Here is a 23,338-nt window from a genome sequence, read left to right as displayed (position 1 = left end):
GCCGTTTTTTGTATTGCAAAGGGAAGCGGGGCGCTCCCGCCGCGTTCCCAAGAGTTACTTGACGCGCATGCCCGGCTTCGCGCCGCTGTGCGGCTCCAGCACGTAGAGCCCCGGGTCGGCTTTTTCATCCGCCGCCGACGCGGCCAGCACCATGCCTTCGGACAGGCCGAACTTCATCTTGCGCGGCGCCAGATTCGCGACCATCACCGTCAGCTTGCCGATCAGCTGCTCCGGCTGATAGGCGGACTTGATGCCCGAGAACACGTTGCGCGTTTTCTCCTCGCCGACATCCAGCGTGAGTTGCAGCAGCTTGTCCGAGCCTTCCACCGCCTTGCAGTCGACAATTTTCGCGACGCGCAGATCGATCTTTGCGAAGTCGTCGATCGAGATGACGCCGGGCGTTTCATCATGCGCGGCCGCAGCGCTCGCTGCGGTCGTTGCGGCTTTCGCGGCCTTCGACTTCGTCTTCGCGTCGGCAGCAGGCGCGGCCGTTTCCGGCGTGGCTTGCAGCGACTCCCGATTGGCCGCGAGCAGCGCCTCGATCTGTTTCGGATCGACACGCGTCATCAGATGCTTATAGGCGTTGATGGGACGCGCCGAGCTGAGCGGCACATTCGCGTCCGCCCATTGAAGCGGCTCGATGCCGAGGAATGCCTCGACCGATTCCGCCAGCTTCGGCAGCACGGGTTTGAGCGCGACCGAGAGCAGCCGGAATGCCTCGATGCTCACGCTGCAGGTTTCATGCAGCGCGACTGCGTTGGCCGGATCTTTAGCCTGGTCCCACGGCTTGGCGGTGTCGACGTAAGCGTTGACCGCATCGGCCAGTTCCATGGTGTGACGCAGCGCGCGGTTGTACTCGCGTGCCTCGTAGTTCCCAGCGATGTGCGGAATGGCGGCGCGCAGCGTGGCGAGGAGCGGATGCTGCATCGCGCTGTCCTGCACGCGGCCTTCGAAGCGCTTGATCAGGAAACCCGCGGCGCGGCTCGCGATATTCACGTACTTGCCGACCAGATCGCTGTTCACGCGCGCCTGGAAGTCGTCGAGGTTCAGGTCGAGGTCTTCCATCGTGCTGTTCAGCTTGGCCGCGAAGTAGTAGCGCAGCCATTCCGGATTCAGCCCGGTGTCGATCACGCTCTGCGCCGTAATGAAGGTGCCGCGCGACTTGGACATCTTCGCGCCGTCTACCGTCAGAAAGCCGTGCGCGAACACGTTGGTCGGCGTGCGATGGCCCGAAAATTCGAGCATGGCCGGCCAGAACAGCGTGTGGAAATACAGAATGTCTTTGCCGATGAAGTGATACTGCTCGGCCGTGGAGCCCTTGCGGACCCACGCGTCGAAGTCGAGACCGCGCTTTTGCGCGAGGTTCCTGAAGCTCGCGTAATAGCCGACCGGCGCGTCCAGCCACACGTAGAAGTACTTGCCCGGCGCGCCCGGAATCTCAAAGCCGAAGTACGGCGCGTCGCGCGAGATGTCCCAGTCGGCGAGCTTCGCTTCGCCCGCGTCGCCGAGCCACTCGCGCATCTTGTTGGTCGCTTCCGGCTGCGCGAGGCCGCCCACCCACGCGCGCAGGAAGTTCTCGCAGCGGGGATCGGAGAGGCGGAAAAAGTAGTGCGTCGACGTCTTGCGAACCGGCGTGGCGCCCGACACGACCGAATACGGATTGACGAGTTCGGTCGGCTGATAAGTCGATCCGCATACTTCGCAGCTGTCGCCGTACTGGTCTTTCGCGCCGCATTTCGGGCACTCGCCCTTGATGAAGCGGTCCGGCAGGAACATTTCCTTGACCGGGTCGTAGGCCTGCTCGATGTCGCGCGCCTCGATCAGCCCGGCTTCCTTCAGCGCGAGGTAGACGTTCTCGCTGAGGACGCGGTTCTCTTCCGAGTCGGTGGAATAGTAGTTGTCGAACGAAATGCCGAAGCTGTCGAAATCGCGCTTGTGCTCCTGCCAGACGCGGTCGATCAGCTGCTTCGGCGTCACGCCTTCCTTTTCGGCGCGCAGCATGACCGGCGTGCCGTGCGTGTCGTCGGCGCCCACGTAATAGACCTCGTGCCCGTGCATTCGCAGCGCGCGGACCCAGATGTCCGTCTGGATATATTCGACCAGATGGCCGATATGAATTTGCCCATTCGCATAGGGAAGGGCCGACGTGACGAGAATCTGGCGGCGGCCCGACGGCGCGCCTGCGGTGAGATCGGTTGCGGGTGCTGACATAAGGATGGTGGGAGCCTGCGGTGGGACGAAAGGTCGATTCTAGCAGGGCGGACGCCCGCCGGGCGCGGGCTCGCGGACCCGCGCCGGTGTCGCGCCGCTTGCCGTTGCGAAAAGCGAGCGCCCAAAAAAAACCGGGGCGATTAACCCCGGAGCAACAACGACAAGAGGAGAATGGTGACGCGGCGGCTTCGCCAGCCACGTACCGTAAAGACAGACAGCGGATTTCCGCGAGAGTTCGAAATTTTTTTCGTTCCCAGGTGAGATTTTCTGCGCTGGACGTTTTACGGCGTTGGCGTCACCCGGCGCGCCGGCGTTGACACCGCCGCTGGCGGCCACCGCGCAGGCAGCAGCCGGCGCAAGGCACCCGGCGCCGCCTGGCGCTCCGTCAGCGCGCGGCGGCCCGGCGCGCTTCACGCGCGGCCCGCCGCTTTTCTCCGCGCTGTCCTTACTGCGTCGTGTGTTGCGCCGTGGCGCGCAGGTAGATTTCCACGCGACGGTTGGCGGCGCGGCCGGCTTCCGTGCTGTTGTCGGCGATCGGCTGGTTCTGGCCCATGCCCTGCGCCGACAGGCGCTGCGGCGCGATGCCGCGTTGCTCGAGGAAGCCCACCACGCTTTGCGCGCGATTGACCGACAGCGTCTGGTTGTAAGCCGGCTGACCCGTGCTGTCGGTGTGGCCGACGACTTGTGCGATCACTTCCGGATTCTGCTGCAGCGTCTGCGTCAGCTGATCCAGCACCGGCGCGAAGGAGGGCTTGATCGCGTAGCTGTTGGTGTCGAAGGTGACCGAGCTCGGAATGTTGAGCTTGAGCGAGCCGTCCGGCTGCTCGGTGATCTGCGTGCCGGTGCCCTTGGTCGCGCCCGACAGCTTGTTGTGAATCGCTTGCCAGTTGTAGCCGGTAATGCCGCCCACCGCAGCGCCGACGCCGGCGCCGATTGCCGCGCCCTTGCCGCCGCCGAAGATTGCGCCCAGCGCCGCACCGGTGCCGGCGCCCACGCCCGTGCCGACGGCCGTGTTAGTACCCTGTTGCGAAGCGCAGCCTGCCAGCACGGAGCCGGCAACGGCGAAAACGGCCAGGCGAGTCATGATTTTTGCATTCATTTTTGATTCCTCTCGAGTGAAGCGAATGACGCGCACGAAGCGCGCAGGTAAAGCATTGCGCAACGTCAAGCCTTGGCGGCGAACGTTGCGGCAGCACAGCTGACTGCTCGCGCCGGGATTGATCCGCGGCAACAGCCGCGGGAAACCCCCAGCGAAAACTTGTGGCGAAAAACGCGCCGGTCCGTCTTCAGTCCCGGTCCGACAGTGAAGAAGGGTCTTCCGGCACCGCTTCGCCCGAGCCACTACAATAAAGGCTGGCGCGCAGCGATGCGGCCCCACGGCGGTCCGCCTGCCCGAAGGGTGCCCGGCACGCCTGGTTTTCGCAATGCTGCCTAACAATTTCTTGCAAATTCCGGCGCGTGGCCGAGAGTTCGATCGCGCCGCGCCGCAAGTGTTCCCCTCGGAGTGTCAATGAGTATCGATCGGGCATTGGTCGACGCTGCGCTCGCAGCCGTCACTGACCCTAACACTGGCCGGCCGTATGCCGCGGCCAGGAACCTGAAGAACGTCGCCGTGGAGGGTGACACGGTTAGCGTCGCGGTGGTACTAGGCTATCCGGCCACGCGTCAGTTCGAAGCGATCCGCAAGCAGTTCGACGACGCGTTGCGGGCCGTACCTGGCGTGCAACACACGCGCGTCGAGGTCTCCCAGGAGATCGCCGCGCATACCGTGCAGCGCGGCGTGAAACTCTTGCCGAACGTTAAAAATATTGTTGCCGTGGCGTCGGGCAAGGGCGGCGTCGGCAAGAGTACGACGGCGGTCAATCTGGCGCTCGCGCTCGCGAGCGAGGGCGCGTCGGTCGGCATACTCGACGCGGACATTTATGGGCCCTCGCTGCCCGTGATGCTCGGCATCGAGGGGCGCCCGGAATCGCCGGACGAAAAGACCATGAATCCGATGACGGGGCACGGTCTGCAGGCCAACTCGATCGGCTTTCTGATCGAGCAGGACAACCCGATGGTGTGGCGCGGCCCGATGGCCACCTCGGCGCTCGAACAGCTGCTGCGGCAGACCAACTGGCGCGATCTCGACTACCTGATCGTCGATATGCCGCCGGGCACCGGCGACATCCAGTTGACGCTCTCGCAGCGCGTGCCCGTGACGGGCGCCGTGATCGTCACCACGCCGCAGGACATTGCGCTGCTCGACGCGCGCAAGGGCCTGAAAATGTTCGAGAAAGTGGGCATTCCGATTCTCGGCATCGTCGAAAACATGGCCATGCACATCTGCTCGAATTGCGGCCACGAGGAGCACATCTTCGGCGCGGGAGGCGGCGAGCGGATGGGCAAGGAATATGGCGTCGACGTGCTCGGCAGCCTGCCGCTCGACATTGCGATCCGCGAGCAGGCCGACTCCGGCCGGCCGACGGTGGTGGCCGATCCGCATGGGCGGATCGCGGAGATCTATCGCACGATCGCGCGCAAGGTGGCCGTCCATATCGCCGAGCGGGCGCGCGACATGAGCTCGAAGTTTCCCAACATCGTCGTGCAGAACACCTGACGAGCCATGCGCATGCTGCGCCGCGGGCCGGCTGGCCGTGCTCCGGCGCGGTCGCCGGCGTCTGATTCCGCCAGGTCTCGCGGTATCATGTCGACTTCACAGGTTCGGCTCGACGGCCGCAGGGGCGGGCGCCAGGCCGGCAAGAGGATCGCATGGGAAAACGAATCGACGGGCAGGCGGTGCATGCGTTCATCGTCCTGACTGCCAGCAGCCTGCTGTTATGCGGCTGCAGCGCCTTCCTGAGACCACAGGAAAAGCGCGCCGACGCGCAGTTGCTGCCCACTGTGGGCAATCAGGCGCGCGGCCTCGTGACGTTCATCGAGCGCTCGGACGGAGTGCAGGTCTCCTACAATCTGGCGGGCTTGCCGCCCAATAGCGACCACGCGCTGCAAGTCCACGAGCGCGGCGACTGCAATGCCACCGACGGTTCGAGCGCCGGCCAGGTGTTCTCGCCCGCCGCCGAGCGCCTGAAAGCAGGCGCACGCGTGGAAGGCGACCTCGGCAACATTCACGCAGACGCGAACGGCGTGGCCACCGGTTTTATCGTTGCGCCGGACGTTTCGCTCGACGGCATCCGTTCCGTCTTGCAGCGCGCTGTGCTGCTGCATCACGACGCCACCGATCCCTACGCGTACCCGCAGCACGGCGCTGGTCCGGCGCTCGCTTGCGGCGTGATCCGGCAATGAGCGGACGCGCCGGTGGCCCGGCGGTTGAGCCTGGCGTTCTGGCCCGCCCGTTTGGCCAACGTTTTGGCCGCTATTCGGCCCCGCATGGTGGCCGCATTTTCGCCACATTTTCGCCGCTTCTTGCCACGCTTACCGCAAGATCAACCGTCCGCGATCCGCATCTGCAGCAGCCTCGTCGTGATCGCGTAAAATAAGCGCCTTTCGTCGTGCCGTCCGGCTGGCGGCATCGCAAGGCGCGCCAGCGCGTGGTTGCGCAAGCGGCTGCGCCCGGGCGCCTCGCCGGGGTTTTGACCCGACGCGCGCTAATCCGGCCGCAAGGTATCCGGCACGCGCCGGGTGGTTATCCGTCACACATCTGTTATTCACGTCGAGCAGCGTTCACCTATGACCATCAAATCCGACAAGTGGATCCGGCGCATGGCCGAGTCGCACAAAATGATCGAGCCGTTCGTGCCCGATCAGATTCGCGTCTCCGAGGACGGCCGGAAGATCGTCAGCTACGGCACCTCGAGCTACGGCTACGACATTCGCTGCGCCGACGAATTCAAGATCTTCACGAACATCAACTCCACCATAGTCGATCCGAAGAATTTCGATGAGAAGTCGTTCGTGGACTTCAAGGGCGACGTCTGCATCATTCCGCCCAATTCGTTCGCGCTCGCCCGCACGGTCGAATATTTCCGCATTCCGCGCTCGGTGCTGACCGTGTGTCTCGGCAAGTCCACGTACGCGCGCTGCGGCATCATCGTGAACGTCACGCCGTTCGAGCCGGAATGGGAAGGTCACGTCACGCTCGAATTCTCGAATACGACACCTTTGCCTGCCAAAATCTACGCGAACGAAGGCGTCGCCCAGGTGCTGTTTTTCGAAAGCGATGAGATTTGTGAAACGTCGTACGCGGATCGCGGCGGCAAATATCAAGGTCAGCACGGCGTCACGTTGCCGAAGACGTGACGTCGGCAGCGCACTGACCCACCAGCTATTCGGGTGACCGCTGCGATTTTCAGAATGCAGCGGTCGTTCTTTTTGGAGAATCGCCCATGAAGTTCCGTTTTCCCGTCGTCATCATCGACGAAGATTTCCGCTCCGAGAACATCTCGGGTTCCGGCATCCGGGCTTTGGCCGAAGCAATCGAGAAAGAAGGCGCGGAAGTGCTCGGGTTGACGAGCTACGGCGATCTGACTTCGTTCGCCCAGCAGTCGAGCCGCGCGTCGTGCTTCATCCTTTCGATCGACGACGACGAGCTGCTGCCCTACGTCGAAAACGTCGTGGTGGAAGGCGAGACGCCGGAGCTTGCGGCCGCCATCGTCGCGCTGCGTGCGTTCGTGACCGAAGTGCGCCGCCGCAACGCGGACATTCCGATTTTCCTCTACGGCGAGACGCGCACCTCGCGCCACCTGCCGAACGACATCCTGCGCGAGCTGCACGGCTTCATTCATATGTTCGAGGACACGCCGGAGTTCGTCGCGCGCCACATCATCCGCGAGACCAAGGTGTACCTCGACTCGCTCTCGCCGCCGTTTTTCAAGGAGCTCGTGAAGTACGCCGACGAAGGTTCGTACTCGTGGCATTGCCCCGGCCACTCGGGCGGCGTGGCGTTCCTGAAGAGCCCGCTCGGACAGATGTTTCACCAGTTCTTCGGCGAAAATATGCTGCGCGCCGACGTCTGCAATGCCGTGGACGAACTCGGCCAGCTGCTCGATCACACGGGGCCCGTCGCGGCGTCCGAGCGCAATGCCGCGCGCATTTTCAGCGCGGACCACGTGTTCTTCGTGACCAACGGCACGTCGACGTCGAACAAGATCGTCTGGCACGGCACGGTCGCGCCGGGCGACATCGTGCTCGTGGACCGCAACTGCCACAAGTCGATCCTGCACGCCATCACGATGACGGGCGCGATCCCCGTGTTTCTCACTCCGACGCGCAACAACTTCGGCATCATCGGGCCGATTCCGCGTTCGGAATTCGAGCCGGAGAACATCCGCAAGAAGATCGCGGCAAATCCGTTCGCGCGCGAAGCGCTGGCGAAGAACCCGAACCTCAAGCCTCGCATTCTGACCATCACGCAAAGCACCTACGACGGCGTGATCTACAACGTCGAGATGATCAAGGAGATGCTGGGCGAATGGCTCGACACGCTGCACTTCGACGAAGCGTGGCTGCCGCACGCCGAATTCCATGAGTTCTACCAGGACATGCACGCAATCGGCTCGGGCCGCCCGCGCATCGGCGCGATGATCTACGCGACGCACTCCACGCACAAGCTTCTCGCCGGCATTTCGCAGGCGTCGCAGATCGTCGTGCAGGATTCGAAGAACAGCCGCTTCGACAAGCATCGCTTTAATGAGGCGTATCTGATGCATACGTCGACGAGTCCGCAATACGCGATCATCGCGTCGTGCGACGTGGCCGCGGCGATGATGGAAGCCCCGGGCGGCACGGCGCTCGTCGAGGAGTCGATTGCCGAGGCGCTCGACTTCCGCCGCGCCATGACCAAAGTCGACGCCGAATACGGCGACGACTGGTTCTTCAAAGTGTGGGGCCCGGAGCAGTTCGCCGAAGAAGGCATCGGCTCGCGCGAAGACTGGATGCTGCGCCCGGACGACTCGTGGCACGGCTTCGGCCCGCTCGCCGAGGGCTTCAACATGCTCGACCCGATCAAGGCGACCATCGTCACGCCGGGTCTCGACATGAACGGCGACTTTGGCGAGACAGGCATTCCGGCGGCGATCGTCACGAAGTATCTGGCCGAGCACGGCATCATCGTCGAGAAGACCGGGCTGTATTCGTTCTTCATCATGTTCACCATCGGCATTACGAAGGGCCGCTGGAACTCCATGGTCACGGAGCTTCAGCAGTTCAAGGACGACTACGACAACAACCAGCCGCTGTGGCGCGTGCTGCCGGATTTCGTCGCGCTGCATCCCACCTATGAGCGTGTCGGTTTGCGCGATCTGTGCCAGCAGATTCACAGCGTCTACCGCGCGAACGACATTGCGCGCCTCACGACGGAGATGTATCTGTCGAGCATGGAACCGGCCATGAAGCCGTCGGACGCATTCGCGAAGCTCGCGCACCGCGAGATTGACCGCGTGCCGATCGACGAACTGGAAGGCCGCGTCACATCGATCCTGCTCACGCCGTATCCGCCGGGTATTCCGCTGCTGATTCCGGGCGAGCGTTTCAACAAGACGATCGTCAACTACCTGCGCTTTGCGCGCGAGTTCAATGAGCGTTTCCCGGGTTTCCACACGGACATCCACGGGCTCGTCGGCGAAATGATCAACGGCCGCATCGAGTATTTCGTCGATTGCGTGCGCGTCTGACAATGCGGCTGACGGGACTCCTCACGCTCGCTTGCACCGTGGCGCTCGTGCTGGGCGCCGCGCCGCTCGCGGCGCGCGCCGAAGTCGCCGCCGCCGATCCGATCGACGCGGCCATGCGCACGTGTCTCGCGCGCAGCGACATGTCGTCCACGGCGGGGCAGGTGCAGTGCATGGAGACGGCGCGCATCGGCTGGAAGACCGCGTTGGACAACGCCTGGCAGCAGTTGCAGCCGGAACTGCCGCCGGTGCGGCGCAAACAGTGGGACAAGAGTCAGGCAGCCTGGCAGGCTTCGCGCGATGCCGAAAAGCAGCTGCTCGCGGCGGTGTTCGCCACCACGCGCGGCACGATGTATGTGCTCGCCGAAGCCGATATGCAATTGCAGCCGGTGCGCGACCGGGCGCTCGTGCTGCGCAGCGCGGTGGCCGACGCGAGTGCGGGCGACCCTCCGCACACGAAGCGTCTGCGCGCCTGTGCCGCCGACGCGCGTTGCGAACACGCCATGTTCGACATGAACCGCTACTACCGCCGTCTGCAAGCGAAAATGCCGCTACACTCGCGCGCCACGCTCACGCGCGCACAAAAGGCGTGGACTGCTTATCTGAATGCGGCCACGCCGCTCGTCGACGAGCGCGGCCGTATCGACATCATCGGGGCACGCGTGGCCACGCTCAAGCGCCTGTCGGAAACGGCCGGCAACCACTAGATCCGCAGCCGAACGCGCGTATTCAGGTGAGCGCATAACTCTCGGGCTGCGGACCCGGCAGCTCGAGCGCGGGCTCGCCGCGCAGGTCGCGCATCGCGTCTTCGATCATAACGGACATGGTGTTCAGCGCGAGGTCGTTGTCGTCGGTGCCGAACGGCTCTTCGATTTGCGACGCAATCGCTTCGTGCGCCATGAACGTGTACGCGACGAACACCGAGAACACCGGCGTGAAAATGCCGATGCTGTCCACCAGTCCGAACGGCAGCGACGCGCAGAAGAAGTACACCGTGCGGTGAATCATCACCGAGTAGGCAAACGGCAGCGGCGTGGACGCAATGCGCTCGCATCCGCCGATCACATCCGACAAGCCATTCAGATTGCGGTCGAACGCAAGCACGGCCATCGGATCGATCGCGCCGCTCTGGGCCTGACGCTGCACCCATTCGCCGAGAAACAGCAGTAACGTGGCCGGCTTATAGCGCGATGCCATGACGCGCTCGAACAGCGCGGGCGGCAGGCGCGCGGCGAGGTCTTCGCGCGGATCGGTCTTGCGAAGCTGGTGGCGCAGCGCGTGAGCGAGCGCACCGAGCGCCGTGCAGAATTCGATCAGCTCTTCTTTCGGCAACGGGCGCGTGCGCAAGGTGAGCGCTTGGCGCGTCAGCGAACGGGAGTCGTTCAGCAACTGGCCCCACAGCTTGCGGGCTTCCCACCAGCGGTCGTAGCTCGCGTTGTTGCGAAAGCCGAGAAACACCGCGAGCGCAATGCCGACGAGCGAGAACGGCGCGGTCGTGTTGAGGTTCAGCGAGATCGGCAGCAGATGGTCGTGCGCCGCGACCGCGATCACCGCAATCGCGAGAATGAGGGCGAGCCGCGGAAGCAGCTGCGGAAGGACCGAGCCCCGCCAGGCGAGCAGCATGCGGAACCAGTGGAGATGCGGGCGAATGATCATCGGTATGCCTGGCCGTAAGCGATGGAGAGTCTATTATCGCTGCTCGACGCGGCCCCGCTTCGATCTGCCGCGCAATGCGAAAGATGCAATGCAAAAGGCCACGCTTTCGCGTGGCCTTCCTGCAGGCATCGGCCCGAACTAGTCGCGAGCCGATGAAGCCGCGCCGTGGCTGAGCCAGTCGAGCACGGCGGTGGCGTCGTCGTCGGCGCCCTGACGCACTTTGGCCACGGCTTCTGCGACGTCGGCGCTCGGCGCCGCGCGGCGAATTGCCACGCCGACCGCGAGAATGTCGATCATCACGAGATGCAGGATCCGCGAAATCATCGAGAGCTGCGACTCGCGAATTTCGATGTGATCGGTTTCGAGCGCGACCGTGGCGCGTTTGGCCAACGGCGTATTGCTCGACGTGATCGCAATCACTTTCGCGCCGGCCTGCATCGCCACGTCCAGCACGCGCAGCAGTTCGGGCGCGCGGCCCGACTTCGACACGGCGACGATCACGTCGCCCTTGCCGAGCAGCGCCGCCGACGCCGCCTGCATGTACAGGTCCCCGTAGGCAATGGTCGGAATGCCGAAGCGGAAGAACTTGTAGTGCGCGTCTTGCGCGACGATGTTCGAATTGCCGAGTCCGTAAAACTCGATGCGCCGCGCGCCGTTCAGCAGGTCGATGGCGCGCTCCACATGCTCGAAGTTCAGATGCTCGCGCAACTGCAGGATCGCCGACACCGTGTTGTCGAGCACCTTCGCGCCGAAATCAGTCGCGGTATCGCCGAGATGCACCTGGCTATGGCTGACCGGAATCGTGCCGGTCAAACCGGTGGCGAGCTTCAGCTTGAAGTCCGACAAGCCCTGGCAACCGAGCGAACGGCAGAAGCGGATCACCGTCGGCTGACTCACGTCGGCCTTGCGCGCGATGTCGACAATCGGATCGTTGATGATCGAGCGCGGGTGGTTCAGCGCGAGATCGGCGACGCGGCGCTCGGCCGGCGTCAACGCGTCGCGCATCTGCCGGATCCGCTCGAATACCGCCGACGAACTGCCGCCCGCGCGGTTCGACAACTGCTCCGCGAGAATCGCCGAGACACCGAGAAACGCGGGATATTCCGCGGTAATCACATAGGTCGGCACGTTCTGCAGATAGGCTTCGAAGCGGCCCTTCGCCTCGAAGCGCTTGCGAAACGACGAGCGCGCGAAGATTTCGCCGAGCCGCGGCACCACGCCGCCGCCAATGTAGATGCCGCCGAGCGCGCCGAGCGTCACCGCGATATTGCCCGCGAAGGTGCCGAGAATGCCGCAGAACACGTCGACGGATTCGGCGGCGAGCGGCTCGCCGTCCAGCGCGCGTCTGACGATCTCGCGGGTATCCACGTTCGCCGCCACGCGCTTCTTGTCGCGGCCCGCGAGCGCGCGGTAAATCACTTCGAGGCCGGGGCCCGCGGCCACGCGCTCGAACGACACGTGCGACCACTTCTTGCGCGCGTAGTGCAGCACGATGTCTTCGCGCTCGTCGGCCGGCGCGAAGGTGGCGTGGCCGCCTTCGCTGCCGAGCGCGATCCAGCGGTCGTCGGCGGGAATCAGACCCGACACGCCCATGCCCGTACCGGGACCGAGCAGGCCGATCACGCTGTTCGGGCGGCGCGCGCCGCCGCCGACCTGCACGCGCTGCGCCTCGGTCAGGCCCGGCAGGGCCATGGCGAGCGCGGTGAAGTCGTTCACGACGAGCAGCGTGTCGAAGCCGAGCGCGCGGCGCGTGGCTTCGATCGAGAAGGTCCAGTCGTGATTCGTCATGCTGACCTGGTCGCCGTCGACCGGGTTCGCAATCGCAATCGCCGCATGATTCACGCGGCCGATCTTCGTGTCCTTCAGATACTTCTTGATGACGTCGGCAACACCGGGGAACTCCGCGCACGGATAAACCTGCACCGAGCCGATTTCTCCCGGTCCGGTTTCCAGCGCGAAGCGCGCATTGGTGCCGCCGATGTCGGCGAGCAGCCTCGGTCCGTCGGCGTGCTGGCCCGCGCCCGGAACAGCCTTAGTTTGCACACCAGTAGACATCGAGTCTCACTCCCTTGTCGTTTGCCAACTGCGAGATGGCATTTTTTTGTAGCGAAGAGGCGGCGGCGTTCAGCACGTCCATCTTGCGCGGTCCTGCGATCAGCAGAAACAGGTGCTTCACTTCCTTGAGCGCCGACAGCGACCAGCTCACGCGCGCATGCGGCGCGCTGCCGGGATGCACGGCGACAAAGCGCTCGGCGGTGGTGATGGCATGGTCCCATTCGGGCGCGTCGGCGAAGATCGACGCGGTATGGCCGTCTTCGCCCATGCCGAGGATGGCGACGTCGGGCACGTTCGCAAAACGCGGGTCGGCGTTGAGCGCGGCGACATGCGAATGCAGATCCTGCGACGTGTCGACGAGCGGCCAGAAGGTGGTGTTGTGCGCGGCGTTTTGCAGCAGCGTGGCATGCACGAGCTGCGCGTTGCTTGCGCTATCCGTCTCGGGCACCCAGCGGTCGTCGACGAGTGTGACGGCCATGCGCGGCCAGTCGAAGCTTTGCGTGGACAACGTCTGCAGGAACGGGCGCGGGCTGCTGCCGCCGGACACGGCGAGCAGAGCCGGGCGCGCGCCGGCGTTGGACATACCGGCCGTGGACGCGCCGGCAATACCGGCGTCCGACGTTGCCGCCTGGGCGGCCAGCGACGCATGTAACGCGTCGCCGACAGCCTTCGCCAACGCGTCGGATTGGGCGCGTTGATCGTCGAAAGCGTGAAGCTCGATCACTTCTCCTCCGTGCTGCTTTTTTGTTAGCGCGGCGACTATCCGCCGCGAATCAATTCTCTTCTTCGAGCCAGCAGGTGCCGTGCTGCGCGAGCATCGCGCTGGCGGCAGCAGGGCCCCACGTACCCGACGCATACGGCTTCGGCGGTTTGTTCGAAGCCTTCCATTCGTTCAGGATCGGTTCGACCCAGCGCCACGCGGCTTCCTGCTCGTCGCGCCGCACGAACAACGCAAGACGCCCGTTGATCACGTCGAGCAGAAGGCGTTGATACGCTTCCATCTGCCCTTCGCGGAAGAACTGGTCGAACGCGAGGTCGAGGTGAACGCTTGCGAGATTCATGCCTTCGCCGGGCTGCTTCGCGAGACAGTACAGGCGAATCGTCTCGTTCGGCTGCAAGCGGATCACCAGACGATTCGCGCCCGCGCGCAGCGCCGACGCGCCCAATGCCGAATGCGGCACCGGGCGGAAATTCACCACGATTTCCGCGACGCGGTCAGCGAGCCGTTTGCCGGTGCGCAGGAAAAACGGCACGCCGGCCCAACGCCAGTTTTCAATCTCCACCTTCAGCGCGACGAAGGTTTCCGTCGTGCTGTTCTGCTTCACGCCGGGCTCCGTCGCATAGGCAGGCACGGCATTGCCGCGAATCACGCCCGAATGATACTGGCCGCGCACCGCAACCTTGCCGATATCGAGCGGACTGATGGGCTTGAGCGCCCGCAGCACGCGCAGTTTTTCGTCGCGCACGGAGTCGGAGTCCATCGAATGCGGCGGCTCCATCGCGACGATGGAAAGCAGTTGCAGCAAATGGTTCTGCACCATGTCGCGCAGCGCACCCGTATTGTCGTAGAAATCGCCGCGTGCTTCGACGCCGAGTTCCTCGGCGATCGTGATCTGGATGCTTTCCACCCACTCGCGGCGCCACAGCGGTTCGAACAGGGCATTGCCGAAGCGCAGCGCCAACAGGTTCTGCACGGGTTCTTTGCCGAGGTAGTGGTCGATACGGTAGATCTGCTCTTCCGCGAAGATTTCGCCGACCGCGTCGTTGATCGCATTCGACGACTTGAGGTCGTAGCCGAGCGGCTTTTCGAGCACGATGCGCGCGTTTTCGTTGAGCCCGACCGACGCCAGCGCGCGGCAGATCGGCACGAAGAGCGACGGTCCCGTGGCCAGATAAAACACGCGGATGCCGGGCAGGTCTTTCACCGCGTCGCGCAGCAGCACGAAGTCGTCGGGATTGCCGAGGTCGATCTTCGCGAACTCGATGCGTGTAAGAAAGCTCGCCCATGCCGCTTCGTCGACACCGTTCTTCGACACATGCGGCTTGACGTGCTCGTTCACCCACTGAAGGTATTCGCTGCGATCCGCCACGTGACGCGCGACCGCGACGATCTTGCCGCTGTCGGCCAGCATGCCGCCCGCACGGTGTGCTTCAAACAGTGCTGGGAGAATCTTGCGCATCGACAGATCGCCGGTTCCGCCGAAGAGAACGAAGGTGAAGCTTGAATCGGTTTGCATGAGTCTCCGTCGATGTCCTGGGGCCGCCGCGCTGACCGCTTACTGCCCGGAAAGGGCGACCGTAGTCCGATAAAATATTTTTTGACACTGAATTGTAGTTTAACTACAATTCAAATCAAGAGGTAGCGCTAATTCGATGAAAAAAGCGTGCGCGGGCAGGTAGGCTGCGCGTTTCGCGAATCGGCAGGCGCTCCCCTCGCATGTTAACGGACAACGGGACAACGCCTGCCGGCATCGGCGAACGGGTTGCCCCGGTTGACGTGCAAGGCACCTCGAGTCTGCCGCGCGACGCGGGCGGGCAAAAATCAAAAGAGGAGACAGTCTTTGCATCCCGAACCACTCATCTCTTGAGCTTCCAGCGGCCGACATCGGTCCGCCGGCACATGCGCCGCATGCGCCCGACCGTGCTCGATCGCCCAGTGTTTTGCCTGTTTGAACCAACCACAGCACCCTGGCGACATCAGGGGCCATTCGTTTTTTGTTCAGGTGTCTGGAGGAGATAAGCAATGAAATTTCGCGCGATCATGGGCGCTCTGTGCGCCGCAGGTCTGATGTGTGGCGTCTCGGCTGTGCAGGCGGCCGAGTCGGTCGAAGTGTTGCACTGGTGGACTTCGGGCGGCGAATCGAAAGCCGTCGGCGTCCTCAAGGACGACATGACGAAGCAAGGTTACACGTGGAAGGACTTTGCGGTTGCAGGCGGCGCCGGCGCGGCTGCCATGACGGCACTGAAGACGCAGGTGATCTCGGGCAATGCGCCGAGCGCCGCGCAGATCAAGGGCCCGCTGATCCAGGATTGGGCTTCGCAAGGCGTGCTGGTGCCGATCGACTCCGTCGCCGGTGACTGGAAGAAGAATCTGCCGCCGGAAATCGACAAGATCATGCACGCGGACGGCCACTACGTCGCGGCGCCGTTCTCGGTGCATCGCGTGAACTGGCTGTATATCAACAAGGCAGCGCTCGACAAGGCAGGCGGCAAGGTGCCGACCACGTGGCCCGAGTTCTTCGCGGTGGCCGACAAGATGAAGGCCGCGGGCATCCAGCCGATCGCGATGGGCGGCCAGCCCTGGCAAGACCTGACGCTGTGGGAAGACGTCGTGCTGTCGCAAGGCGCCGACTTCTACAAGAAGGCGCTGGTCGACCTCGACGAAAAGACGCTGACGTCGGACAAGATGGTCGGCGTGTTCGACACGGTCCGCAAGATCCAGGGTTACTTCGACGCGGGCCGCACGGGCCGTGACTGGAATCTGGCAACGGCCATGGTTATCAACGGCAAGGCCGGCATGCAGTTCATGGGCGACTGGGCGAAGGGCGAATTCGCGAACGCCGGCAAGAAGTCGGGTTCGGACTATGTCTGTGCCGCCGTGCCGGGCACCGAAAAGTCGTACACGTTCAACGTCGACTCGTTCGTGTTCTTCCAGCAGAAGGGCCAGAAGGCTGCAACGCCGGGACAGCTCGCTCTCGCGAAGACGATCATGTCGCCGGAATTCCAGGAACAGTTCAGCCTGTACAAGGGCTCGATCCCGGTGCGTCTCGGCGTGTCGATGGCGAAGTTCGACGACTGCGCGAAAAAGTCGTACGCGGATGAGCAAACCGCGATCAAGTCGGGCGGCTACGTGCCGTCGCTTGCTCACGGCATGGCTCAGCCGGACGCGGCAGCCGGCGCGATCTCCGACGTCGTCACGAAGTTCATGAACTCGCAGCAGGATTCGAAGAGCGCGGTTGCGGCGCTCGCGAAGGCAGCGAAGACCAAGTAAGTGAAGTAGCGAAGGGCGCGTCCGGGTATCGGCGCGCCCTTCGCGCCGTTGATCGCGTGAATTCGCGTCATGCGGTGTGCGTCCCTGGCACGCGCGCGCATCCGATGCACGCGGCTTCACCTGACAGTTCCAGCAGGAGTCGAGTAGTGACTGCTTCTATCAGCGGAAACGGGAAAACGGCTACCGTCGCCCGCCGCGCGTCGCCCATGGCGGCCCTTGCCGATCGCTTCATCCCGAAGCTGGTGCTCGCACCCAGCGTCGTGATCAGCCTGATTTTCGTTTACGGCTTCATCGCCATTACCGGCTATCTGTCGATGTCGAATTCGCGGTTGATGCCGCGCTACGACTTCGTCGGTTTCGACCGTTATCGCGAACTGTTCGATAACGACGTGTTCTGGACCTCGGCCGCGAACCTCGGCTGGTTCGGTATTCCGTTCATCGGCATCTGCATCGGCCTCGGTCTCTTTCTCGCGATTCTGCTCGATCAGCAGATTCGCAACGAAGGCGCGCTGCGCGCGGTGTTCCTGTACCCGATGGCGCTGTCGTTCATCGTGACCGGCACGGCGTGGCAGTGGATCATGACGCCGAGCATCGGCCTCGAAAAGGTCTTTCACGACTGGGGCTGGACGAGCTTCTCGTTCGGCTGGCTCGGCGACCCCGACAAGGCGATTTTCTGCGTGGTGATCGCGGCGGTGTGGCAGTCCACCGGCTTTGTGATGGCGCTCTTTCTCGCCGGCCTGCGCGGCGTGGACGGCGAAATCTTCAAGGCGGCGCAAATGGACGGCGCGAGTCTGCCCACCATCTACCGCAAGATCGTCATTCCGAGCATGCGTCCGGTGTTCTTCTCCGTGCTGCTGATTCTCTGCCACATCACGATCAAGACCTTCGACCTCGTCGTCGCGTTGACGGCGGGCGGTCCGGGCACGTCGTCGTCGCTGCCGGCCATTTTCATGTACACGTTTTCGTTCAATCGCGGGCAGCTCGGCGTCGGCGCGGCATCGTCGATCATGATGCTCGCCACCGTCGTGGCCGTGCTCGTGCCGCTCATGTATCTGGAATCGAGGAGCACCCGCAATGCAGCCTAAGATGACGATCAGCCGTGCCGTCATTTACGCGGCGCTGATTCTGTTTGCCCTGTACTTCCTGTTTCCGCTGTACGTGATGCTGTCCACGTCGTTCAAGGACATCGATCAGCTGCGCACGGGCAACCTGCTCACGCCGCCGTCGCACTGGACCGTCGATCCGTGGATCAAGGCATGGAGCGGCGCCTGTACCGGCGTGCGCTGCGACGGCATGCAGCCGTTCTTCATGAACTCGGTGCGCATGGTGATTCCGGCGGTGCTGATTTCGTCGATCATCGGCGCGTTCAACGGTTATGTGCTCACGCACTGGCGTTTTCGCGGCGCCGATCCGATCTTTACGATGCTGCTGGTCGGCTGCTTCATTCCGTTCCAGGCGATCCTGCTGCCCATGGCGCGTTTCGAAGGCGCGCTCGGTCTGTCCAACACGACGACCGGTCTCGTGGTGGTGCACGTGATCTACGGTATCGCATTCACGACGATGTTCTTCCGCAACTTCTACGTGAGCGTGCCGGCTGAACTCGTGAAGGCGGCGCGCATCGACGGTGCCGGTTTTTTCACCATCTTCACGAAGATCCTGTTGCCTGTGTCGCTGCCCATTTTCATGGTGTGCCTGATCTGGCAATTCACGCAGATCTGGAATGACTTCCTGTTCGGTATCGTGTTCTCCGGCGTCGATTCCATGCCGATCACCGTGGCGCTGAACAACCTCGTGAACACGTCGACGGGCGTGAAGGAATACAACGTGGACATGGCTGGCGCGATCATCGCCGCGCTGCCCACCTTGCTCGTCTACATCGTGGCCGGACGTTATTTCGTGCGCGGACTGACGGCCGGCGCAGTGAAGGGCTGAACCATTCGAAGCCGGCAGCGCTCGACCCACTCAGCGCTGCCGTCAAACAGACGTTTTCAGGCAGTACCAGAGACTAGAGGATTCACAGCATGGCAAGCCTTTCCATCCGTGACGTGTACAAGACTTACCCGAACGGGGTGCCGGTTCTGAAGGGTGTCAACATCGACATCGAAGACGGTCAGTTCCTGATTCTCGTCGGCGGCTCGGGCTGCGGTAAGTCGACGCTGCTCAACATGATTGCCGGCCTCGAAACGGTGACCAAGGGCGAGATCCAGATCGACGGCAAGACGGTGAACAACCTCTCGCCGAAAGATCGCGATATCGCGATGGTGTTCCAGTCGTACGCGCTGTATCCGTCCATGACGGTGCGCGAGAACATTTCGTTCGGCCTGAACATCCGCAAAGTGCCGAAAAGCGAGCAGGCGCAGATTGTCGACCGCGTGTCGAACACGCTGCAGATCACGCATCTGCTGGATCGCAAGCCGGGCCAACTGTCCGGCGGCCAGCGGCAGCGCGTCGCCATGGGCCGCGCGCTTGCGCGCGATCCGGTGATGTTTCTGTTCGACGAGCCGCTTTCGAACCTGGACGCCAAGCTGCGTATCGAGATGCGCTCGGAAATCAAGCTGCTGCATCAACGCCTCGGCACGACGATCGTCTACGTGACGCACGATCAGATCGAAGCCATGACGCTCGGCGACCGCATCGCCGTGATGAAAGACGGCATCGTGCAGCAATTCGGTGCGCCGCAGGACATTTACGACTCGCCGTCGAACCTGTTCGTGGCCGGCTTCATCGGCGCGCCGCCCATGAACTTCATTCAGGGCAAGCTCGTCGAACAGGGCGCGGGCGTGGGCCTCGAACTGGACACGGGCGTGACGCGCACGGCGCTTCTGCTGCCGTTCGACTCCGCGCAGGTCAGATCGCATATCGGTCGCGACGTAATTCTCGGCTTGCGCCCCGAGCGCATTACCGATTCGCGCGGGGCGCATGGCGACCACGGCAAGCTGCAACAGATCGAAGTGAAGGTCGACGTGATCGAGCCGACCGGTCCTGATACGCTCGTGTTCGCGCAGATCAACGGCAAGCGCGTGGTGAGCCGCGTGCACCCGGCGTCGAATCCGCAGCCGCTGACCAACACGACGCTGCTGTTCGATACGTCGAAGGCGGTATTGTTCGATCCGTCGAACGAGGAGCGGATCGCCTGAGTTCGGGCGACCGCGCAACAGACGCCGCGTCTTTCGGTTTGAAGCGAAAAGCCCCTCGGGTCGCGAGACCCAAGGGGCTTTGCTTATGCGCCTGTCTTGAACAGTCGCCGCGCTCGAGCGTCAGGCCTCCGGCAGACGCAAGTCCGGATTGTTGCGCACGAGTTCCGTCACCCATTCGGTGAACGCGCGCAGCCGCGAGCTGAGATTGCGGCGATGCGCGTACAGAATGGACAGCGGCGTGCCGGGGCTCGTGTAGTCGGTGAGAATTTCCTTCAACACGCCGCGCTCGATCAGATGCGCGACCATGAAGCGCGACGGTTGAATGATGCCGTGGCCGAGCGCGCCCGCGCGAATGTAGACCGAGCCGTCGTTCACCGCGAGCACGCTCTTCATCGCGACTTTTGCGATTTCGCCGTTGACCTCGTACTCGAACGGAAAGGTCTTGCCGGTGCGCGCCGACACGTAGTTGACCGCGCGGTGCTCGCTCAATTGATCGAGCGTGGTGGGCGTGCCGTATTTCTCCAGATACGCGGGCGAAGCGCACGTGACGATTCGCGCATGACCGATGCGCCGCGCGACGAGGCTCGACTCTTCCGGCGTGCCCATGCGGATCACGCAATCCACGGCGTCCTGGATCAGGTCGATGTTGCGGTCGGCGAGACCGAGCCTCACGTCGATTTCAGGGTAGCGCCGGTAGAAGTCGTCGAGTGCGGGCAGCAGCAGCGCGCGGGCGAGCGTGCCCGAGGTGTCGACGCGAATCGTCCCTACGGGGTTCTCCCGCTTGTTCGACAGCGACGACTCCGCGTCGGCGACTTCCGCGAGAATGCGCACGCAGCGCTCGTAAAAGAGCGCGCCGTCCTCAGTCACGCTGACCTGGCGCGTCGAACGATTGAGAAGCCGCACGCCCACATGTTCTTCGAGCGCCTGAATCGTGCGGCTCACTTTCGCCCGCGGCAGGTCGAGCGATTCGGATACTTTCGTGAAGCTGTTTGCCTCGACCACACGCGTAAATATCTCCATCGCTTCGAAACGGTCCATGTTTGGCCTTGTAGGTAATGAGCGGAAATTGGTTTCGACGTGAAGTGTATAGGCTCACATGGATGTTGTCCGCAAGGGGCCGCCAGGCGGGGCGGCGGGTCCGGTGCCGCCTGGGCCGCTCAGGTGCCGCCTCAGGTGCCGCTCAAGTGCCGCTCACGTGCGCTTCGTTGCGCTCAGTCCCAGTCAATCCCGCTCAGGCGCACCCAGCGGGAACAGCGGGCGGTAGGGCCGTGCTTCGTCGACGGCGCGGGCAAACGACGGGCGCGCCAGCAAGCGCTCGCGATAGGCGCGCACCTGCGTGAACTTCGGATCGATCGCGTGCGTCCAGTCGGCGTAAAAAAGCGCGGGTGCCGCCGCGCAATCGGCGACGCTGAACGTGCCGCCGGCGGCCCATTCGCGATCCGCCATGGTTTTGTCGAGCCACGCGTAGGCCGTGTCGAGCATCGCGCGCGCTTCGGCGACGCCGCGCGTGTCGCGCTCCGCCTCGGGGCGCAGGCGATCCGTCACGATCTTCTGCACCGGCGTGGAAATGTAGTTGTCGAAGAAGCGGTCCATGGCGCGCGCCTCGAGTGCCGCGCGGGCGTCGGCGGGCACGAGCGCGACCGGCCCCGGATGATAGAGGCCGAGATATTCGATGATGATGGTCGCCTCCATCACCGTGCGCTGGTGGTCGACCAGCACCGGAAAGCGCCGGATCGGCCACAGTTCGGCGAATTCGGCCATGATGCGCGGGTCGTCGTGCGCGAGCAGGCGGAACTCGAACGGCGTGCCGTTCTCGTACAGCGCGATCAGCGCCTTCTGGCAGTAGGATGAAAAAGGGTGGGCGTATAGCTTGAGGCTCATCGTGATCACCTTCGACGGTTAAAGGGTTGTTGCGGCCCGGCAGGGCCGTTCAAGTCACGACGAGCGGGCGCGGCCAAAATCGACACGCGGGCGTTGCAGCCGCGCGGCCACGACGCGAAAAAGCCGCTAATGCGGGAGGCGCACGTTGAGGCGGAAGGTCGCGAGCCGCGCCAGCAGAATAAAACCGGTGGCGATGAGCACGCTATACACGGTGTCGAAATTCACGTAGTCGAGCAGCACATACAGCCAGCAGCCGACAAAAGCGCACGTCGCGTAAGGCCGCGAGTCGCGCAGAATCAGCGGCACCTCGTTGCACAACACGTCGCGGATCACGCCGCCGAATACGCCCGTCGCCACGCCCATCATCACGGAGGTGAACCAGGGCATTTGGGCGTCGTGCGCAATCGAAGTCCCCGCGACGCTGAAGAGCCCGAGGCCGATCGCGTCGGCCACCAGCAGCACGCGCTCGGACAGGAGGCGCGAGGTCATCTTCAGCAGAGTCGGGGCGAAGAGCGACATCGCAAAAATGGCGATCAGGTAGTCCTGATGCTCGACCCAGTAGAACGGCCGGCGCTCCAGCAGCACGTCGCGCAGCGTGCCGCCGCCGAAGGCCGTGGCGATCGCCACGAGAAAAGTGCCGACGGCGTCGAGGCGGCGCGTCCTCGCCTCGATGAAACCGGAAATGGCGTACGCGAAGATAGCCAGCGCCTCCATGATGGAGAGCGCGAGAGTGAGTCTCGGATGGATCACCGCGGCTCCGCCGTGGGCCGCGCTTGAGCCGGCGCGGCGCCGGGTTGCAGCAACACGACGACCGCGCCCGCGCCGCCGTCATGCGGGCGCGCCTGGCAAAACGCGATCACTTCGTTTTTCTGCACGAGCCACGCGCGCACTTTGCCCTTGAGCACCGGTTCCTTGCCGATCGATCCCAAACCTTTGCCGTGAATCACGCGCAGACAGCGCAAGCCGCGCTTGACCGACTCGCGGATAAACTCGGCCAGCGCCTCGCGGGCTTCCTCGCGCCGCATGCCGTGCAGATCGATTTGCGCCTGCACGATCCAGTCGCCGCGCCGCAGTTTTCGCACCACTTCCTGGCTGACGCCGGGGCGGCAATAGGAGAGCGTTTCGTCGGTGTCGAGCAGTACCTCGGGGTCGTACTCGTCCGAGATGGCTTCGTGCAGCACCGCTTCCTCGTCGAGCCGCGTCTGCACCGGCAAAGGCGGCGGAGGGTTGCGCGGCAACGAGGCGCGCGGCGGCACGGCGAGCGGCGCCACCTCGCCGATTTCGCGCCGAAACAGATCGGCGTCCGCGGCCGCTTCGCGCTGGGCGGCCGCCGCGGCGGCGCGTTCACGCTCGCGCTTTTGCGCATCGACCTTCAACGCGTCGCGCAGCGCGCCGAGGCGGGCCAGGCCCGCGGCCGGCTCGATCTTCGGTTTGGCCGCGGGCGCGGCCGGCTCGCGCGCGGCGGGGGCGGCGGCGCGGGGGCGCTTCGGTTCGTGCGGATGAGGGTGGTTCTTCGGCATAGCGTGAGTGGACGCAGAAAAAGCGCGGAATGAGACCTGGAAAAGCCCGCGGACTGACACGCGCGGATTAACCCGCGCAAAGACACGCCGCATAAAACGTGACATAAAACGCGACGTAAAACGCCGCGATCCGATCCCGCGGCGTCTCACGACCATAATGCGGCTTCCAATGAAAAATGTCCGCTGTCAAGTCTTTGATGCAGACAGGCAGTGGCGCGAAAGGTCTTACGGAGCAACAAGTTAGGCCAGATTTCGGCCATCGAGTGCTCTTGCTGCTTT

Annotated in this window: 19 protein-coding genes; 9 read left to right on the top strand and 10 right to left on the bottom strand. The window is 63.8% G+C overall.

The window, feature by feature from the left end:
* Positions 1 to 54: 54 nt before the first annotated feature.
* Positions 55 to 2,211 carry a methionine--tRNA ligase gene (gene metG, locus HV711_RS19970; protein WP_035482853.1) on the bottom strand — a complete coding sequence of 719 codons (2,157 nt, stop codon included), beginning with the start codon at positions 2,209 to 2,211 and terminating at the stop codon, positions 55 to 57.
* Between the two features lie 445 nt (positions 2,212 to 2,656).
* On the bottom strand, positions 2,657 to 3,310 hold the full coding sequence (locus HV711_RS19965) for a YiaD family glycine zipper/OmpA-like lipoprotein (RefSeq protein WP_035482852.1): 654 nt from the start codon (positions 3,308 to 3,310) through the stop codon (positions 2,657 to 2,659).
* Between the two features lie 411 nt (positions 3,311 to 3,721).
* On the opposite strand from HV711_RS19965, the gene apbC reads away from it, so the two are divergent.
* The 5 genes from apbC (at position 3,722) to HV711_RS19940 (ending at position 9,526) form a co-directional block, all read left to right on the top strand.
* Entirely contained in the window at positions 3,722 to 4,810 is a 1,089-nt protein-coding gene (gene apbC, locus HV711_RS19960) for an iron-sulfur cluster carrier protein ApbC (protein WP_013587490.1), read from the top strand.
* A 152-nt stretch (positions 4,811 to 4,962) separates the two neighbouring features.
* Complete coding sequence (locus HV711_RS19955) at positions 4,963 to 5,496, top strand: superoxide dismutase family protein (RefSeq protein ID WP_013587491.1); 534 nt, start codon at positions 4,963 to 4,965, stop codon at positions 5,494 to 5,496.
* Positions 5,497 to 5,880: 384 nt separating this feature from the next.
* Positions 5,881 to 6,450 carry a dCTP deaminase gene (dcd, locus tag HV711_RS19950; protein WP_013338490.1) on the top strand — a complete coding sequence of 190 codons (570 nt, stop codon included), beginning with the start codon at positions 5,881 to 5,883 and terminating at the stop codon, positions 6,448 to 6,450.
* 86 nt (positions 6,451 to 6,536) lie between these two features.
* Positions 6,537 to 8,822 carry an arginine/lysine/ornithine decarboxylase gene (locus HV711_RS19945; RefSeq protein ID WP_013587492.1) on the top strand — a complete coding sequence of 762 codons (2,286 nt, stop codon included), beginning with the start codon at positions 6,537 to 6,539 and terminating at the stop codon, positions 8,820 to 8,822.
* A gap of 2 nt (positions 8,823 to 8,824) precedes the next feature.
* Complete coding sequence (locus HV711_RS19940; RefSeq protein WP_013587493.1) at positions 8,825 to 9,526, top strand: lysozyme inhibitor LprI family protein; 702 nt, start codon at positions 8,825 to 8,827, stop codon at positions 9,524 to 9,526.
* 22 nt (positions 9,527 to 9,548) lie between these two features.
* Here HV711_RS19940 and HV711_RS19935 read toward each other — a convergent pair whose 3' ends face one another.
* The 4 genes from HV711_RS19935 to zwf all read right to left on the bottom strand — a co-directional run bounded on the left by HV711_RS19935 (position 9,549) and on the right by zwf (position 14,767).
* Positions 9,549 to 10,475, bottom strand: a complete 927-nt coding sequence (locus tag HV711_RS19935) for a bestrophin family protein (RefSeq protein ID WP_013587494.1) — start codon at positions 10,473 to 10,475, stop codon at positions 9,549 to 9,551.
* 138 nt (positions 10,476 to 10,613) lie between these two features.
* Positions 10,614 to 12,530 (bottom strand): bifunctional transcriptional regulator/glucokinase, encoded by a 1,917-nt coding sequence (locus HV711_RS19930; protein WP_035482849.1) that lies wholly within the window; start codon positions 12,528 to 12,530, stop codon positions 10,614 to 10,616.
* Entirely contained in the window at positions 12,508 to 13,254 is a 747-nt protein-coding gene (gene pgl / locus HV711_RS19925) for a 6-phosphogluconolactonase (protein ID WP_013587496.1), read from the bottom strand. The genes HV711_RS19930 and pgl overlap by 23 nt, the downstream gene beginning before the upstream one ends.
* A gap of 49 nt (positions 13,255 to 13,303) precedes the next feature.
* A complete protein-coding gene (zwf, locus tag HV711_RS19920; protein WP_035482847.1) occupies positions 13,304 to 14,767 on the bottom strand; it encodes a glucose-6-phosphate dehydrogenase in 1,464 nt (487 codons plus the stop codon).
* Between the two features lie 506 nt (positions 14,768 to 15,273).
* Between zwf and HV711_RS19915 the strand changes: the two genes are divergently transcribed.
* From HV711_RS19915 to HV711_RS19900, 4 genes are all read left to right on the top strand, one after another.
* The gene (locus tag HV711_RS19915; protein ID WP_013587498.1) at positions 15,274 to 16,521 is read left to right on the top strand and encodes an ABC transporter substrate-binding protein; all 1,248 of its coding nucleotides are present in this window, start codon (positions 15,274 to 15,276) and stop codon (positions 16,519 to 16,521) included.
* A 146-nt stretch (positions 16,522 to 16,667) separates the two neighbouring features.
* Positions 16,668 to 17,606 (top strand): carbohydrate ABC transporter permease, encoded by a 939-nt coding sequence (locus HV711_RS19910; RefSeq protein ID WP_013587499.1) that lies wholly within the window; start codon positions 16,668 to 16,670, stop codon positions 17,604 to 17,606.
* A complete protein-coding gene (locus HV711_RS19905; protein ID WP_013587500.1) occupies positions 17,596 to 18,453 on the top strand; it encodes a carbohydrate ABC transporter permease in 858 nt (285 codons plus the stop codon). The genes HV711_RS19910 and HV711_RS19905 overlap by 11 nt, the downstream gene beginning before the upstream one ends.
* 89 nt (positions 18,454 to 18,542) lie before the next feature.
* On the top strand, positions 18,543 to 19,658 hold the full coding sequence (locus tag HV711_RS19900; RefSeq protein WP_013587501.1) for an ABC transporter ATP-binding protein: 1,116 nt from the start codon (positions 18,543 to 18,545) through the stop codon (positions 19,656 to 19,658).
* 120 nt (positions 19,659 to 19,778) lie between these two features.
* Here the strand turns inward: HV711_RS19900 and HV711_RS19895 are convergent, their stop codons facing one another.
* The 4 genes from HV711_RS19895 to HV711_RS19880 form a co-directional block, all read right to left on the bottom strand.
* On the bottom strand, positions 19,779 to 20,696 hold the full coding sequence (locus HV711_RS19895) for a LysR family transcriptional regulator (protein ID WP_013587502.1): 918 nt from the start codon (positions 20,694 to 20,696) through the stop codon (positions 19,779 to 19,781).
* Positions 20,697 to 20,879: 183 nt separating this feature from the next.
* Positions 20,880 to 21,539 carry a glutathione S-transferase family protein gene (locus tag HV711_RS19890; RefSeq protein ID WP_028360407.1) on the bottom strand — a complete coding sequence of 220 codons (660 nt, stop codon included), beginning with the start codon at positions 21,537 to 21,539 and terminating at the stop codon, positions 20,880 to 20,882.
* Positions 21,540 to 21,665: 126 nt separating this feature from the next.
* Entirely contained in the window at positions 21,666 to 22,286 is a 621-nt protein-coding gene (locus HV711_RS19885; RefSeq protein ID WP_028360408.1) for a trimeric intracellular cation channel family protein, read from the bottom strand.
* Positions 22,286 to 23,059: a Smr/MutS family protein gene (locus tag HV711_RS19880; RefSeq protein ID WP_028360409.1), complete on the bottom strand. Its 774-nt coding sequence runs from the start codon at positions 23,057 to 23,059 to the stop codon at positions 22,286 to 22,288. Before HV711_RS19880 ends, HV711_RS19885 begins: the two co-directional genes overlap by 1 nt.
* Positions 23,060 to 23,338 lie beyond the last annotated feature (279 nt).

The organism is Paraburkholderia phenoliruptrix, assembly GCF_902859825.1.
Classification (GTDB): Bacteria; Pseudomonadota; Gammaproteobacteria; order Burkholderiales; family Burkholderiaceae; genus Paraburkholderia; species Paraburkholderia phenoliruptrix.
Note: the sequence above shows the minus strand (reverse complement) of the source record. Positions and strands in the feature narration are given on the sequence as shown.